A 15,072-nucleotide genomic window follows, 5' to 3' on the forward strand; every position below is an offset into this window, starting at 1 on the left:
GCACCATGCAGGCAGAGCGAGCGCCGGATCATCTCCGGCGCTGCGGTTTCTCAGTCGATCTTCATTCCGGCACATTTCCCGCATCAAAATATGAGCATGTGTCCTGACTTGTCTTTTCGAGCAGGCGCGCCACGTCTTTTTGCACTGCGGTAGAAATCAGGAGGCTGATGCATGGATCAGGACGTTTCAGTGGGGAAGACTGTCGCCTTCATCATTCCGGTGCGGCACCCGCAAAACGCCAGGAATTGGCCGGGCCTGATCGCCCGCCTGCAGCAGACGATAAAATCCATTTCCGCCCAGACCAACCCCTCCTGGTGCTGCGTGATCGTGGCGAACGAAGAGGCGGATCTGCCGGTTCTGCCGCAGGGCTTTCATGTGGAGCGGGTCAGCTTGGCCCCGAACCCCAATTACCAGATGGACCACAGCAACCGGGAGGCGGTCTATGAGGCCGTGCGGGTGGACAAGGGCAAGCGGGTGCTGGCCGGCATGAAGGCGGCGCGTCATGCCCGCTTCTTCATGGTGGTCGATGACGACGATTTCGTCAGCCGCGACATCACCGCCTTCGCGGCGCAAAACCCGGATGCGCCCGGCTGGTATTTCGACAAGGGATATGTGTGGACGGAAGGCAGCGGCTTCCTGTTCCTGCGCTCGGATTTCAGCAAGCTCTGCGGCACCTCGCATCTCATCCGCTCCGATCTTTATCAGCTGCCCGATGTGCTGGATGAGGATGCCATGGAGTATGTGAAGGCGATGATGGGCAGCCACATCAAGATGGAGAGCATCCTGGCCGGGCAGGGGGCGCCGCTTGCGCCGCTGCCCTTCGTCGGCGCGGTCTACCGCGTCGGCCATGTGGAGGCGCACAGCCAGTCGCGCAATGTTTTCCGCTCGCATCTCTTGAACCGCGAGACGATCAAGCGGCCGCGGCTTTTCCTTTCCAACGCCCTGCGCTTTCGCCGGCTGGATGGGGCGAAGAAGGGCCAGTTTGGAATGGTGGTCTGATCCGTCCACAGGGCGTCATCAAAATTTCATCACAGCCTGTGGGAACCGTTACGCGGCTGCCAAACGGACAAGGCATGGTCGGGATTATTCTCTCCTGACTTTTCGAGGTTGCCATGTTCCACCGCCTGATGTCGTCCACGCTTCTATCTCTTGCCGTCTCGCTGCCTTTGGCGACAGCCAGCCTGGCGGTGGAGGTGGGTGCCAAGATCGAGACCCCATGCCCCTTTGGCGATTGCGCGGCGGCGTTTTCACTGGCTTATGCCGGTGAGTTCGTCATTCCCACCGGCACCATGATCGATGGCGTGGAGATCGGCGGTCTGTCTGGATTGGATTACGATCCGGCCAGCGGCCATTATATCGCCATCTCCGATGATCGTTCCGAAAAGGCACCGGCCCGCTTTTACGAGCTTTCCATCGATGCCAATGCCACCGGCATCAAGGATGTGAAGGTTCTGCGCACGGTGACCTGGCAGGACAAGGACGGCAAGCCCTTCGCGATCAAGATGGTGGATCCGGAGTCCCTGCGCTACGGCCGCGATGGCATCTACTGGTCGAGCGAAGGGGACGCCAAGCAGCTGCTGCCGCCCTTCGTGCGCGTGGCGCGCCCCGATGGCAGCTTTGTCCGCGAACTGACACTGCCGGAAGGCTTTGCGCCTGCGGCTGATAAATCCTCCGGCATTCGCGACAACCTTGCCTTCGAGGGCTTGGCCTTCCTACCGTCCGGCGACTTGATGGTTGGCACGGAGGAAACGCTGAACCAGGATGGCCCGATTGCGAGCCTGCTGCATGGCGGTCTCTCCCGCCTGATCCGCTACGATGCCGCAAGCGGCAAGCCGAAGGCGCAATATGCCTATCCGATCGAGCCGATCCCGCAGGCGCCGAACAGCGACAAGGGCTGGAAGGATAATGGTGTTTCCGAAATCATGGCGCTGGACGATCACCGCCTGTTGACGATTGAACGCGCCTTTGCCGAAGGGTTCGGCTTCAATATCAAGGTCTTCATGATCGACCTCGATGGCGCGACCGATGTTTCCGCGACAGCTTCGCTCGCCAAGCCCGAGGGCATGATCGTGCCGGTGCGCAAGAGCCTGGTGCTGGATATGCGCGCGCTTGGGCTTCAGCCGGACAATATCGAAGGCGTAACGCTCGCCAAGGGCAATGATGGCAGCGACCTTCTGGTCTTCGTGTCGGACAATAACTTTGCTGCCAGCGAGAAGACGCAGTTCTATGCCTTCAAGGTGCTGAAGCGCCCGTGAAGATAACAAGTCGGGTGAACAACACCACCCGCAGATAGAATTAGAAAGGCCGGAGAGCGAACCCTCCGGCCTTCGCTGCAATTGTAAACTTAGAACTTCACGCCGATACCGACGTTGACAACGTGCTGGTCGAAGTCAGCCTTGATGCCGCCGATGTTCTTGTCCTCAAAGTCGTTGTAGCGGTATTCGACGCGGGCAAAGACGTTGTCGGTGAAGGCGTAGTCGACGCCCGCGCCAATGGTCCAGCCGTTGAGCGTCTTGTCGGTGTCGAAGCCCGGACCCTTCACGAAGCCGTTGGTGGCTGTCCAGCCGCCTGCTGCGAAGATGAGGGCGCGGTCCATGGCGTAGCCGACGCGGCCACGAACGGAGCCGGAGAAGTCCGTGCCGGCGCGGAAGCCAGGCGCGAAGCTCTTGTCGTTCCAGTCGTAGTTCACATCGCCTTCGAGACCGACGACGAAGCCAGAGGACATCTGCCAGTTATAGCCGACGAAGCCACCGATACGGCCGCCATCGAAATTGCCGGAAGCCGTGCCGCCGAAGGCGTCGCGGAAGTCACCGTTCTCCCAGGCGTAACCGCCATGGGCACCGATATAGGCGCCGCCCCAGGTGAAGGCGGGAGCGACGGCTTCAACCGCTGCCGGTGCCTGCGGGATCTGCTCAACAGCATCGGCGGCGTAGGCGGCCGAGCTACCGGTGAATGCAACAGCTGCTGCGAAAAACAGGATCTTCTTCATGGTTGTCTTCCTCTTCATGGGATGAAAGCCCATGTAGGGTGCCCCAATCGAAAAGCTGTAGCGAAATTACAACAGACTATCATGATTGCGCGATTTTTCGGCTGCCTGCAGTTTGAATAGGCGCTGCGTGCCCTGCGAAAACACCGGCTTGCAGGCCGTGGGCGCAACACCATATGCAGGAGTATAGAGACACTATTCGCCCTTGCGCTGCTGGCGCCTGTGAGGATCAAGAACTTGTTTTCCTTCAATAATTCCTATGCACGTCTGCCGGATCGCTTTCATGCCTCGGTCTTTCCAGAGCCCGTGGAGGCGCCAGCCCTGATCAAGTTCAATACGGCGCTTGCAAAAAAACTGCGCCTGTCCATTGACGATCCTGATTCGGGCCACCTCACGGCGATGTTATCCGGTAATGTCTTGCCGGCCGGGGCCGAGCCTCTAGCGATGGCCTATGCGGGGCATCAGTTCGGCAATTTCGTGCCACAGTTGGGCGACGGCCGCGCGATCCTTCTGGGCGAGGTGGTGGATGAAGATGGCATTCGTCGCGATATCCAGCTGAAGGGCGCGGGGCCAACGCCTTTCTCTCGCCGGGGCGATGGCCGCGCCGCCCTTGGCCCGGTGCTGCGCGAATATATCGTCTCGGAAGCCTTTGCAGCGCTCGGCATTCCCGCCACGCGGGCGCTTGCTGCTGTCGCGACCGGTGAACCGGTCTATCGCGAGACACCATTGCCCGGCGCCGTCTTCGTGCGGGTGGCGGCCAGCCATGTGCGCATCGGCACCTTCCAGTTCTTTGCGGCGCGCGGCGACACCGAGGCGCTGAAGACGCTGGCTGATTACGTCGTCGACCGGCATTATCCTGATCTGAAGGGGACGGAAAAGCCCACCCTGGCGCTGCTGCAACGGGTCTCCGACCGACAGGCAGAGCTGATTGCCCGCTGGCTGGGCGTCGGCTTCATCCATGGCGTGATGAACACTGACAACATGACGATCTCAGGCGAGACGATTGATTTCGGCCCCTGCGCCTTTCTGGATGAATATGATCCGATGAAGGTGTTCTCCTCGATCGACCAGCAGGGCCGCTATGCCTATCGCAACCAGCCCGGCATCGGCCAGTGGAACATTGCGCGGCTGGCGGAATGCCTGCTGCCGCTGATCGACGAGAATGAAGAGAAGGCGGTCGAGCTAGCAAACGGCGTCCTGAAAACCTTCGGCGAGCATTTCCAGGCGGCCTGGCTGGCGCTGTTCGTCAAGAAGATCGGCCTGTCGACCGAAGACCCCGGCGACGCCGATCTGGTTCAGGGGCTTCTCTCGGCCATGCGGGAAGGCAATGCCGATTTCACGCTGACCTTCCGGCGCTTGTCGGCCCTGGCGGAAGCCTTGCGCAGCGGCACCGAAACGCTGCATGCAGAGGCGGCCTTGCTGGAAGGCTTTGCGCCATGGCAGAAGGCGGAAGCCTGGCTGCCGCAGTGGCGCGAACGGCTGGCTCGCGAGCCTGCGGGTGCCGACTCGGCGGCGCTGATGCGCTCCGTCAACCCGGCCATCATCCCGCGCAACCACCGCATCGAGGAAGTGATTGCCGCTGCCGTCGAAGGCGATCTTCAACCCTTCGAGCGCCTGCTGGCCGCCCTTGAAAAACCCTATGAGGATCGCCCGGAATTTGCGGCTTATACGGAAGCCCCAACCTCAGACCAGCGCGTGTTGCAGACGTTCTGCGGGACGTGATTATAGGTTGAGTAGAATCTGATTGCTATTTAAAGTGGTTCTTAGACGGCTGTAATCGCGCTTGATAGAGTGCGCATTATGCACTATTTTGAGGATGCGATTAATGCCGGTGATCGTGCGGTTGGGCAATCTCAAGATCCATGTGTTCTCGGATGATCACAACCCGCCGCATTTTCATGTTTCGACGCCTGACCATGACGCGTTGATCCGGTTGTCGGATCTGACCGTCCTGCAGGGCCAGATCACCCGGCGCGATCTGGAAAAGGTATTGCAATGGGCGTCACAGGAAGAGAACCGGCTTCGTCTTGTCAGCGAATGGAACCGTCTCAATGAGCAATGAACTGATTACGGTGGGAGAACCGCTGCCGCGTATCAGCCACGCGGAGATACTGAAAGACCGCGTCCTACGGATCCGTTGGCGATCGGGACACGAGACGACCGTTGATCTGGCACCGGTTCTCTTGAGCCGCCGGGCCTTCATGCCTCTTCGGGAAGACGACGAACTCTTCCGTCAAATCAGCGTGGAAGAGCACGGTACGGCGCTGGAGTGGCCGCAGGGTATTGATCTCTCCGCGCTGTGGCTCAGCAAGCTCCCGTCTGTCAGCTTTAACAACGCTGATTTCCGCAACGCCATGGAGGAGTTGGGCATGACGCTGGAGGGCATGGCGGCTGCTTTGGAGATTTCCCGTCGGCAGGTGGCGGATTATCGTAAGGCCAAGCCCATTCCGAAATCCATTGCCTTCGCGACGCGCTATCTGGTGGATATCAGGCGCAGCGCGTCGTGACGGATTGTCTAACGCTGATAATGATAGCGGCACTGGATGATCTCCAGCCGCTGCTCATCGTTGGAACCAGCCACGCGATAGACAAGACGATGGTCGCCGGTGATGCGGCGAGACCAGAAGCCGGTCAGATCACCCTTCAGCGGTTCAGGCTTGCCAAGACATGAAAACGGCGTGCGCTTGGCATTGCGGATCAATTCGTTGATCTTCTCGACCATGCGCGGGTCGGTCTTTTGCCAGAACTCGTAGTCTTCCCAGGCGTTGGCGGTCCATACGAGCTTCATTCAGCCGTCGGGTCCGTCTCAACCGTCTTTCCCTCGCGTAGCTGGTCCAGGCTCTGACGCAGCCGTTCGGCATTGGCGGGGTTCGAGAGAAGATGCAGCGTTTCCTGCATGCTCTCATATTCGCCTTCGGCAATCACAACCACGGCCTCCTTGCCCTGCCGGGTTACCAGCAGCGGCGCGCGTGATTCAATCGTTGAATCGAAATGGCTGGCAAGGTTCTGCCTGAATTCTGTAAAGCGCACATGAGCCATAGGACTGTCTCCATCTGTACAGAATTATGTACAGTAAAGAGCTCTATGTTTCAATCCTATCAAGATAAGCGGTTTCCGCTCGCCGCTTTGGCCCCTTCAAAAAACATGCTAAGCGCGCCCACCGAATAACAACAGGAGTATTAGCGTGAGCGAGCCGACCGTAGCCGACGTCACAGACCGCATCTATCAATCGCTGCAGGCGGATAATGCAGATCTAGACCTGCATATCGCAGCTCTCAAGGCGGCGCTTGCGCATGAAGGTTTGAAGGAGGCGGTATTCGATCCGCAGCGGCTGGTGCAGAATAACCGCTCCGGCCGCAAGCTCATGGAAGCCTATTTTCGCCAGCGCGGCGTGAAGGTGGCGTTCAAGGCGTCGTAGTCTTGATCGGGAGGGAAGGCAGTAGGATTTTCTACTGCCGACTGCCGACTGCCGACTGCCGACTGCCGACTGCCGACTGCCGACTGCCTACTGCCTAAACTCCCTCACGGAAACACCCGTGCACCCGTCTCCTCAACCACGCTTGTAGGTGACTGATGGAACGGGCAGGTGGCCGGTTCCGTCACCGGGATCGGGTTGCGTTCGGAGCGGAATTTGGCCGAGCGCTCATAGGCCATGCGGCGCATGCGCATGATCTGGCCGAGCGGCTGGTGGGCCGTGATGCCATTCCAGGGGCTGAAGGCCATGCCATCATCCACCGTCTCCGCCCGCTCCTGGCTCCAGGCGGTTTGCGGCGAGGCGGTGATGGTCGCGACCGTCACATAGGGGCTCTTCTCCTCATCCCACAGCGCCATCGGATCTTCGATCGGCATCTCATCCAATGAGGTGCAAAGCTGCGCCTTCAGGTGCCAGACGGCGGTTTCGGTTTCGAAGAATTCCTCCAGCAGATGGCGGTGGACATCCGCATCGCCATCGACTTTGACCGTCTGGTCGACAAGCCGTTTCAGGTTGTCGGATGCGGGGACGGCTCCGAGCTTGGCGATGTAATCGCCAAAGCGTACGGGCACCTGTGTGAAGAAGCTTTCACCCAGCATATGCGTCATCGGTTGCCCGCCCAGCACCTTCACCGGCGCGCTTTCCTTGCCAACGCTTTCCAGTGCGCCTTCCACGCCGCGCAGCACCTTGGAAATCAGTTTCTTCAGCCCTTCCGCCCGGTCGGTGGTGGCGGCCAGCAGCTTGAGATTACCAAGGAATGCCTTGCCGCTCGGCGAGTTGAACACCTTGCCGTTGACCATCACGAAGTCCTGCGAGCGGGAATGCTCCGAACCCGGCAGGCGTTCGCCTTCCACATCAAGGATTTTCAGCGCCATGCCGCGCGGCGCCGACACGCTGTCGTGCAGAATGTCACCGGGCGTGGTGGAAAGCCGGATGACCGCGTCGTAGGTTGCTGGCTCGGCAAACAGACCCTGCGCCAGTTGCGGCGGCAGGTTATCCAGCACCTCCACTGTCGCGCCGAGCAGACCATGGCTTTTTGCGTGGACGGAGCGAATGGCATGCGCGCTGTCGGCATAGGTCTTGTAGGCGATGGAAAGCATCGTCTCCGTCAAGGCTTCCGCGACCTGTGGTTCGTCGGGCGAAATCTCTTCCAGATCAGGGCGATAGCGAAGCGGGTTGGCGGGCGGCGTGAACCTGTTCATTCGGCGGCCTCCTGAGCGTAATAGAGCTTGTCGATGGTGATTGGCAGGTGACGGAAGCGCGTGCCTGTCGCGTGGTAGATGGCATTGGCAACAGCTGCGGCAACGCCGACGATACCGATCTCACCAAGACCCTTCACGCCGAGCGGGCTTGCCTTATCGTCATGTTCCTCCACGAAGATCACCTCGATATCGTGGATGTCGGCATGCGCGGGCACATGATATTCCGCTAGATTGTGGTTCATGATGCGGCCGGTGCGGTGGTCGAACATGCCTTCCTCGTGCAGCGCCATACCAATGCCCATCACGACACCGCCCAGGATCTGGCTGCGCGCCGTCTTGGGGTTGAGGATGCGGCCTGCGGCAATGGCACTGACCACGCGCGTGACGCGGATGACGCCCAGCTCCTCATCCACCTTCACCTCCACGAAGGCGGCGGAATGGGTGTAGCTGATGAAGGTCTTCATCTGTGCCTGGTCAGGGCCGACTTCACCTAGTTCCTCGATGAAATCGACACCCGCGGCATCCATGATGTCGGCAATCGCGACACCGGCCTGGTCGTTGACGGCGAGCACGAGGCGTCCGTCGCGGATCGCCGTCTGCTCGACACTCGCATCCTTTAAGGGAGAGTTTGGCAAGTCTCGCGCGTGCTTCAGCAGCGTCTGGCGGACAGTCGTGGCCGCCACCTGCACCGCGGAGCCACTGGAGGCTGCCGTCCAGGAACCACCTTCGACGGGCGACTTCGGCAGGCTGGAATCGCCGATTGCCACGGTCACCTGTTCGGCACCGATGCCGAAAGAGTCAGCGCCCACCTGCGCCAGAATGGTGTAGGTGCCGGTGCCGATATCGGAGGCGGCGGCGGAGACCGTCACATGGCCGTTTCGCTCCAGTTTAACCTTGGCGGTGGACTGCATCAGGCTTGCTTCCCATACCCCGGTCGCCATGCCCCAGCCGACGAGATCGCGGCCATCGCGCATGGAGCGCGGCGCGGGTGAACGGCTCGCCCAGCCGAAGCGCTCGGCACCCTCGCGATAACAGGCATGCAGCGCCTTGGAGGTCAGCTGCTTGTCCATGTTCTGGTCAATATGTACGAAGTTGCGGATGCGCATGTCGAGCGGGTCGATGCCCACTTCGTAGGAGAGTTCATCGATCACCGATTCCAGCGCAAATACGCCGGTTGCAGCACCGGGCGCCCGCATGTCTCCGGGGGTGGAAACGTTGAGTTCCGTCAGCTCATAGGTCAGTTTCACGTTGTCGCAGCGATAGGCAAGGCCTGACCAGTTGACCACAACCTCCTGATAATCCTCGTAAAGCGAAGTTGCCTGCACCGCATGATGCATGATCGCCGTCAGATGCCCTTCGTCGTCGGCGGCCATGGAAACCGTCTGCACCGTCGCAGGCCGCCAGGTGAGATAGAACATCTCGCGGCGGGAGAGTTCGAGCTTCACGGAGCGCTTCAGATCAAGCGCCGCCATGACGGAGAGAAACACCTGGTGCTTGGGGCGAAGGCCGGAGCCAAAGGCGCCGCCCACGAACTTGTTCAGCACGCGCACCTTGTCCGGCTTAAGTTCGAACACGCTGGCGATATAGGACTGGACGTTCTGCGAGCCTTGCGTCTTGTCGTGGATCGTGAGGCTTCCGTCTTCGCCATAGATCACGGTTGAGGCAAACAGCTCCATCGGGTTGTGGTGCTCGCCCTCCTGAAAATAATCGGCCGAGATCTGGTAGGGCGATTGTGAAAACGCCCGGTCGGCATCGCCGCGTGGTTTCGGCGGTGGCGAGATGCCTGATCGCTTCTCCTTCGGCACATAGGACTGATCCTGCTCGAAGCGCAGGTCCGTATGTGGCTCATCCTCATGATAGGTCATTCGGATCAGCGAGGCAGCATCGCGCGCAGCCTCAAAACTTGTCCCGATCACCAGCGCCACCGGCTGGCCATCGAAGAGAATCCGATCGTTTTCCAGCGGACGTAAAGGGTGGCCGGGAAGCGCCACCTCATCCTTCCAGGCCTTGTCCCACCAGGCGGTGCGGGGCCGGTTCTGATGGGTGTAGATCTTCACCACACCTGGAAATGTCTCAGCCTCTGTGAGGTCGATCTCGGCGATGCGGCCGCTGGCAATGGTGGCAACCGTCACGAAGCCATGCAGCAGGCCGTCCGGAGCCTCATGTTCGGCGGCATAAGGGGCGGTGCCGGTGACCTTTAACGGCCCATCGATGCGGGACACCGGAAAGCCGATCACGCGGGAAGAAGTATCCATGTCTCAGCTCCTCGGTCTTAGAAAATGGCTTTGTGCGACTGGATCTGCGGCGTACCGGCAGCCGCCTGCTCCAGCGCCCGTACGATGGCGCGGCGGGCCATCTCGATCTTGAAATCGTTGTCACCTTGGCCCCTGGCGCCAGCCAGAAGCCTCGTCGCCAGTGCCTGGAATGTGTCGCGGTTGGCGGGTTGGCCTGCACATTCCGTTTCCGCCAGCGGGTCGCGCCAAGGCTTGTGCGCCACGCCACCCAGTGCCACGCGGATGTCGAGGATCGTTCCATCCTCACCGATATCGAGCGCCGCTGCGACAGAGACGAGCGCGAAGGCATAAGACAGGCGGTCGCGCAGCTTCAGATAGCTGTGATGGCGTTTGAAATGGCCGCCGGAGACGCGGATCGCGGTGACGATTTCGCCCTGCTGCAGCGTGTTGTCGCGCTCCGGGTGGTCCCCTGGCAGGCGGTGGAAGTCGAGGAAGGGGATCTGCCGGTCGCCGGTCGGCCCCGCCACATCCACTACCGTATCAAGGGCTGCGAGCGCGACGCACATGTCGGAGGGATGGGTGGCGATACAGTGCTGGCTGGCACCGAGGATGGCATGGATGCGATTGACGCCACCGACTGCGCCGCAGCCGGAACCGGGCTCCCGCTTGTTGCATGGCGTGGAGGCATCATAAAAGTAATAGCAACGTGTCCGTTGCAAAAGGTTACCTCCACAGGTGGCGGCATTGCGCAATTGCGGTGACGCGCCAGCCAGAATAGCGGAGGAGAGCAGCGGCAATTCACCCGCAATTCCGGCATGATAAGCGGCAATGGAGTTGCTGACCAAGGCACCGATTCGGAATGTGCCGTCCTCCAGCTGCTCGATCTCCTTCAGCGGCAGACGGTTGATATCGATGACCGCACCCGGATGGGTCACGTCATATTTCATCAGGTCCACAAGATTGGTGCCACCCGCCAGAACCTGGGCTTCAGGGTTTGCAGCGAGCGCCGCCACGGCTTCGGAGACGTCGCTTGGACGCAGATACTCGAAGGGTTTCATTCCGCGGCCTCCCGATGTGCGCCAACATTTTCGGCCTGCATCACGTCCTCAATCGCGTCGGCGATGTTGGTATAGGCGCCGCAGCGACAGAGATTGCCGCTCATCAGCTCGCGGATTTCTTCGCGGGAATGGGCGTGGCCTTCCTTCAGAAGACCGGCGGCGGAACAAATCTGGCCCGGCGTGCAATAGCCGCACTGATAGGCATCATGCTCCACGAATGCCTTCTGCAGCGGGTGCATGTTGTCAGGCGTGCCGAGGCCTTCGATCGTGGTGATCTCGGCGCCATCGAGGCTGACGGCAAGCTTCAGGCAGGAATTGATCCGCTCGCCATCGATCAGCACCGTGCAGGCGCCGCACTGGCCGTGGTCGCAGCCCTTCTTGGTGCCTGTCATCGACAAGGGGCCGCGCAGCAGATCGAGCAGCGTTACCCAGGGATCAACGCTGACATCGTGGTGTGCGCCGTTGATGGTGAGGGAAACGGGGAGACCGGAGGCAGAACTCCGGTTGGACAAAAGATCCATGAAGGGGTACCTTTCCGTGGCGTGGGAAGTGCCATCAGAACGGGTGCTTGCGGAGATTGTTCCGCTGTGAAACAGGGCAATGTTCCCGCAGGGCGCGAAAAAATTTCTGTGATAGGAAAATAGTCCTTGACGGCGTGACGGTTGTTTGGTACCTATTGGTCATTGTCGGAGATTTGCGACTGACCCTCGGGTTCGCTGCAGACCTTCCAGTCAGCGGCCCTCGGGTTCCCCATAGCCCAGGGCCGTTTTTTTTGGCCGAGGGATTGAGCGGGATTTTGCATACCGCAGTCCTGACTGTTTTGACCTTTTCACCCCCCTCTGTCCTGCCGGACATCTCCCCCACACGGGGGGAGATCGACTCGCGGCGCCGTCTCGATCCCTATAAGTTGTCGCAGTCATTTACACGGTCTCCATGTTGGAGAGATGCGAGCGGGCAACCGTTCTGCTGATCTCCCCCCGTGTGGGGGAGATGTCCGGCAGGACAGAGGGGGGTAACAAGGGGCCACCCCTTCGTCCGGCCTTCGGCCACCTTCTCCCCCGCGTGGGAGAAGGGAGTTCCATCATCCACCACACCGGCCACGCCATGATCGACCCAATCGACACCATCGACCTCAGCCTGTTCGGCGGCTGGGACGCAGATCCTCGCGCGCCGTTGCCCGCCTTGCCGGAAAAAACCGCCCACGCTGCCGATGCCGTTCTGCTGGAACTGAAATCGGCGGAGCAGGCGGCAAGCGGAGAGGAGCTGCGCCAGCTACTGTCTGAGATGACCCGGGAACTGCGGGCGCAATTCGCCTTTTTCCGGGAGCTTCGCGCCAATGCCGAGCAACTGGCGGCGCTGGAAGGCGATGAGGCGGCGCAGAAGCTGGCGCGGGCGGATGTGAAGGCCGCGACCGACGCCATGTCGCTGATCGTGCGCACGCTGGAAAAGGTGGATAGCCTGCAGCGCCAGCTGGCGCGCGACCGCGAGGCGGAGGCTGAGCGACGGGCGGAAGAGGGCGGCTATCAGGAGGCGGTCAACAGTGTCAAAGCGCTCATCGAGGCCCGGGCCCGCGAACTGTTTGAAGACTGGCAGCGCGCGAGCCGTGCTGACCCTCTCGAGCCCGGCGGTTCGGCTGGGGTTGCGCCGTCTGCACCCGACACCGGGTGAACAGCAAATGGTCGATGCCGTTGACACCGTGCTTGCAGACTGGGAGTCCGGAATGACGAGGATCGGTGCCGGTCGCATGGAGCCGTTCATGGCTGGAAGGCGCCTCATCGCGCAGATGGAACGGTCACAGGCTGTCGTTGCGGCAAAAAGCAGAGCCGGTGAACCGCCCGTCACGGGCTGGCAGCAGCATGCCCTCAGCATCCAGCGCGAATGGTGGCTTTCCGGCCGCGCCGAACAGAAGCCGCCCGAGGGGGCGTGGCGCACCTGGTTGATCATGGGAGGGCGCGGCTCCGGCAAAACTCGCGCCGGTGCGGAGTGGGTGCATGCGCTGGCCACTGCCAGCGACCGCAGCACCTTGCGCATTGCGCTTGTCGCGGAAACACTGGGGGATGCGCGTGAGGTGATGGTGGATGGCGTGTCCGGCATCTGCCGCATTGCCCGCAAAAACGCGCCGGACTTCGAGGTATCGCGCCGCAGGCTGGTCTGGCCGTCCGGTGCGGTGGCGCAGATCTTCTCCTCCGAAGATCCGGAGGCGCTTCGCGGCCCGCAGTTTCACTATGCCTGGTGCGACGAGCTGGCAAAGTGGAAGCATGCGCAGGAAACCTTTGACATGCTGCAATTCGGTCTGCGCCTTGGCGAGGATCCCCGCCAGCTGGTGACGACCACGCCACGCCCGGTGCCGATCCTGAAGGCGCTGATGGCCGATCCGGAAACGCGTCTCGTGCGGATCTCGACGACAGCGAATGCCGGCAATCTGGCGCCGGGTTTTGTGGCGGCTCTCGAACGTCGGTATGGCGGCAGCCGTCTCGGCCGGCAGGAGCTGGAGGGCGAACTGATCGAGGATCGCGAGGACGCGCTCTGGAAGCGCGCCGATCTGGAAACCGCCATCATCCGCTTTACCGGGGCGCTTCGCCGTATTGTCGTTGCGGTCGATCCACCTGCTGGCTCCGGTGCCGGTTCCTGCTGTGGCATCGTCGTGGCGGGCGTGGAAACGGGCGGTCGCGGCGTGGTGCTGGCGGATTGTTCGGTGGAGGGTGCTTCACCCGCCGGCTGGGCGCAGGCCGTGGTCGCCGCCTACCGGCGCTATTCCGCGGATCGCATCGTGGCGGAAGTCAACCAGGGCGGCGACATGGTGGCGTCCATGCTGAAAAGCGTGGATGAGAAACTGCCGCTGACATTGGTGCGGGCAAGCCGTGGAAAGTTTTTGCGGGCTGAGCCTGTGGCGGCATTGTACGAACAGGGAAGGGTGGCCCATGCGGGCCGTTTTCGCGAGTTGGAAGACCAGATGTGTGATTTCGGCCCGGACGGTTTGTCCTCGGGCCGATCGCCGGATCGGCTTGATGCGCTGGTCTGGGCGCTGACGGCCCTCATGCTGGAGGGCCATGGAGAGCCGCGCGTGCGCGGCCTCTGATCGCAAGCGTTAACGTTGCTTCGCCGGCGTAGCGGCACTCTCGCGCATCTGCTTCCACTCGGATTCAAGGCGTTCAACCAGATGTTGCGGAATCTGCGGCTTCTGGGCGGTCTGAGCGGAAGACGCCGGGGCGGGCTGCTGCATCATCGTTGTAATCCTCCTGGTTGGTGTCGGCGCTTAAGAACGCCGTCGCAAGCTGTTGGTTCCACAGCGTTAGCGGAAAGTAAAGGGCCGCCTAAGCAGCTAAAACGATTAGTATTTTTCAAATCGATTGAAACTTTTGCATATCTTTCGCGTCTGCCATGCGCGGCGAGTGGAGGATGTGTGTTTTCGGATAGGTTGTGATTTATGACAGGCACAAACCTGGTTTCCGGTCTTGATCCCACACGATTTCTCGAAGTGGTCACGAACCGTCTTCATGGCGGCAGATTGCCCGCTGCCGCACGGGAAGGCTACCTCGCCCTGCTGGATGCGGCGGCGCGACGGGAAGGACAGATAAGCAAAGCGAGCCTCGCTTACGTGCTGGCCACCGCCTATCACGAGACGGGCGGCAGGCTGCAGCCGGTGGAAGAAAACCTGTCCTACAGCGCCGACGGACTGCTGCGCACCTTTCCGAACCGCTTTACGGCTGCGGAAGCCGCCCGCTATTCCCGCCAACCGCAGCAGATCGCCAACCGAGCTTATGCCAACCGCCTCGGTAACGGGGACGAGGCAAGCGGCGATGGCTGGCGCTATCGCGGTCGCGGGCTGGTGCAAATTACCGGGCGCTTGAATTACCGCGCCTTCGGGCTGGAAGGCCAACCGGAGCTGGCGCTCGATCCGGCGCGGGCAGTGGAGATCCTGTTCACAGGCATGATCGAGGGCCGCTTTTCCGGCCGCAGACTGTCGGACTTTTTCGACGAGCGCCACCGCGATTGGCAAGGCGCCCGTCAGATCGTCAACGGCTCCGACCGCGCCGCCGACATCGCGGGATATGCGCGGGCGTTTTTCGAGGCGCTGGGCGGATGGGGTGATGCGAATGGCGCCGCATCTGGCTGACGC

The 15,072-nt window shown here is 61.3% G+C and carries 17 protein-coding genes; 9 read left to right on the forward strand and 8 right to left on the reverse strand.

The genetic code is table 11. The annotated features are described in order from the left end of the window. Positions 1-171: 171 nt before the first annotated feature. Together Q2T52_RS05415 and Q2T52_RS05420 are read left to right on the forward strand one after the other, a co-directional pair. Positions 172-999, forward strand: coding sequence for a glycosyltransferase family A protein (locus tag Q2T52_RS05415; RefSeq protein WP_302075634.1), 828 nt, complete (start codon positions 172-174; stop codon positions 997-999). Between the two features lie 113 nt (positions 1,000-1,112). Next, positions 1,113-2,255, forward strand: coding sequence for an esterase-like activity of phytase family protein (locus Q2T52_RS05420; protein ID WP_302075635.1), 1,143 nt, complete (start codon positions 1,113-1,115; stop codon positions 2,253-2,255). Positions 2,256-2,344: 89 nt separating this feature from the next. On the opposite strand, the gene Q2T52_RS05425 is transcribed toward Q2T52_RS05420, so the two are convergent. Then, the gene (locus Q2T52_RS05425) at positions 2,345-2,989 is read right to left on the reverse strand and encodes an outer membrane protein (protein WP_302075636.1); all 645 of its coding nucleotides are present in this window, start codon (positions 2,987-2,989) and stop codon (positions 2,345-2,347) included. Positions 2,990-3,223: 234 nt separating this feature from the next. Here Q2T52_RS05425 and Q2T52_RS05430 point away from each other — a divergent pair, with 234 nt between their 5' ends. The 3 genes from Q2T52_RS05430 to Q2T52_RS05440 all read left to right on the forward strand — a co-directional run bounded on the left by Q2T52_RS05430 (position 3,224) and on the right by Q2T52_RS05440 (position 5,493). Continuing rightward, entirely contained in the window at positions 3,224-4,708 is a 1,485-nt protein-coding gene (locus Q2T52_RS05430; protein WP_302075637.1) for a protein adenylyltransferase SelO, read from the forward strand. A gap of 103 nt (positions 4,709-4,811) precedes the next feature. After that, entirely contained in the window at positions 4,812-5,048 is a 237-nt protein-coding gene (locus Q2T52_RS05435; RefSeq protein ID WP_302075638.1) for a DUF4160 domain-containing protein, read from the forward strand. Continuing rightward, positions 5,038-5,493, forward strand: a complete 456-nt coding sequence (locus Q2T52_RS05440; protein WP_302075639.1) for a DUF2442 domain-containing protein — start codon at positions 5,038-5,040, stop codon at positions 5,491-5,493. The genes Q2T52_RS05435 and Q2T52_RS05440 overlap by 11 nt, the downstream gene beginning before the upstream one ends. Positions 5,494-5,501: 8 nt before the next feature. Here Q2T52_RS05440 and Q2T52_RS05445 read toward each other — a convergent pair whose 3' ends face one another. Beyond that, positions 5,502-5,774: a Txe/YoeB family addiction module toxin gene (locus tag Q2T52_RS05445; RefSeq protein ID WP_302075640.1), complete on the reverse strand. Its 273-nt coding sequence runs from the start codon at positions 5,772-5,774 to the stop codon at positions 5,502-5,504. Continuing rightward, positions 5,771-6,025: a type II toxin-antitoxin system Phd/YefM family antitoxin gene (locus tag Q2T52_RS05450; protein WP_302075641.1), complete on the reverse strand. Its 255-nt coding sequence runs from the start codon at positions 6,023-6,025 to the stop codon at positions 5,771-5,773. The genes Q2T52_RS05445 and Q2T52_RS05450 overlap by 4 nt, the downstream gene beginning before the upstream one ends. Positions 6,026-6,170: 145 nt before the next feature. On the opposite strand from Q2T52_RS05450, the gene Q2T52_RS05455 reads away from it, so the two are divergent. Beyond that, complete coding sequence (locus Q2T52_RS05455) at positions 6,171-6,404, forward strand: hypothetical protein (protein WP_302075642.1); 234 nt, start codon at positions 6,171-6,173, stop codon at positions 6,402-6,404. A gap of 104 nt (positions 6,405-6,508) precedes the next feature. Here the strand turns inward: Q2T52_RS05455 and Q2T52_RS05460 are convergent, their stop codons facing one another. The 4 genes from Q2T52_RS05460 to Q2T52_RS05475 are packed head-to-tail and all read right to left on the reverse strand — an operon-like array spanning position 6,509 to position 11,473. After that, on the reverse strand, positions 6,509-7,660 hold the full coding sequence (locus tag Q2T52_RS05460) for a catalase family protein (protein WP_302075643.1): 1,152 nt from the start codon (positions 7,658-7,660) through the stop codon (positions 6,509-6,511). Beyond that, on the reverse strand, positions 7,657-9,915 hold the full coding sequence (locus Q2T52_RS05465; RefSeq protein ID WP_302075644.1) for a xanthine dehydrogenase family protein molybdopterin-binding subunit: 2,259 nt from the start codon (positions 9,913-9,915) through the stop codon (positions 7,657-7,659). Before Q2T52_RS05465 ends, Q2T52_RS05460 begins: the two co-directional genes overlap by 4 nt. A 17-nt stretch (positions 9,916-9,932) precedes the next feature. Further along, positions 9,933-10,952, reverse strand: coding sequence for an FAD binding domain-containing protein (locus Q2T52_RS05470; RefSeq protein WP_302075645.1), 1,020 nt, complete (start codon positions 10,950-10,952; stop codon positions 9,933-9,935). Beyond that, positions 10,949-11,473, reverse strand: a complete 525-nt coding sequence (locus tag Q2T52_RS05475; protein WP_302075646.1) for a (2Fe-2S)-binding protein — start codon at positions 11,471-11,473, stop codon at positions 10,949-10,951. The genes Q2T52_RS05470 and Q2T52_RS05475 overlap by 4 nt, the downstream gene beginning before the upstream one ends. 412 nt (positions 11,474-11,885) lie before the next feature. On the opposite strand from Q2T52_RS05475, the gene Q2T52_RS05480 reads away from it, so the two are divergent. Both Q2T52_RS05480 and Q2T52_RS05485 read left to right on the forward strand, forming a co-directional pair. After that, positions 11,886-12,620 (forward strand): hypothetical protein, encoded by a 735-nt coding sequence (locus tag Q2T52_RS05480; RefSeq protein WP_302075647.1) that lies wholly within the window; start codon positions 11,886-11,888, stop codon positions 12,618-12,620. Positions 12,621-12,672: 52 nt separating this feature from the next. Next, positions 12,673-14,031 carry a DNA-packaging protein gene (locus tag Q2T52_RS05485; RefSeq protein ID WP_302075648.1) on the forward strand — a complete coding sequence of 453 codons (1,359 nt, stop codon included), beginning with the start codon at positions 12,673-12,675 and terminating at the stop codon, positions 14,029-14,031. A 9-nt stretch (positions 14,032-14,040) separates the two neighbouring features. Here the strand turns inward: Q2T52_RS05485 and Q2T52_RS05490 are convergent, their stop codons facing one another. Next, positions 14,041-14,178, reverse strand: coding sequence for a hypothetical protein (locus Q2T52_RS05490; RefSeq protein ID WP_302075649.1), 138 nt, complete (start codon positions 14,176-14,178; stop codon positions 14,041-14,043). A gap of 201 nt (positions 14,179-14,379) precedes the next feature. Between Q2T52_RS05490 and Q2T52_RS05495 the strand changes: the two genes are divergently transcribed. Beyond that, positions 14,380-15,069 (forward strand): glycoside hydrolase family 19 protein, encoded by a 690-nt coding sequence (locus tag Q2T52_RS05495; protein WP_302075650.1) that lies wholly within the window; start codon positions 14,380-14,382, stop codon positions 15,067-15,069. The last annotated feature ends 3 nt before the right edge of the window (positions 15,070-15,072 follow it).

It is taken from the genome of Rhizobium oryzicola (genome assembly GCF_030504645.1).
Taxonomy (GTDB): domain Bacteria; phylum Pseudomonadota; class Alphaproteobacteria; order Rhizobiales; family Rhizobiaceae; genus Neorhizobium; species Neorhizobium oryzicola.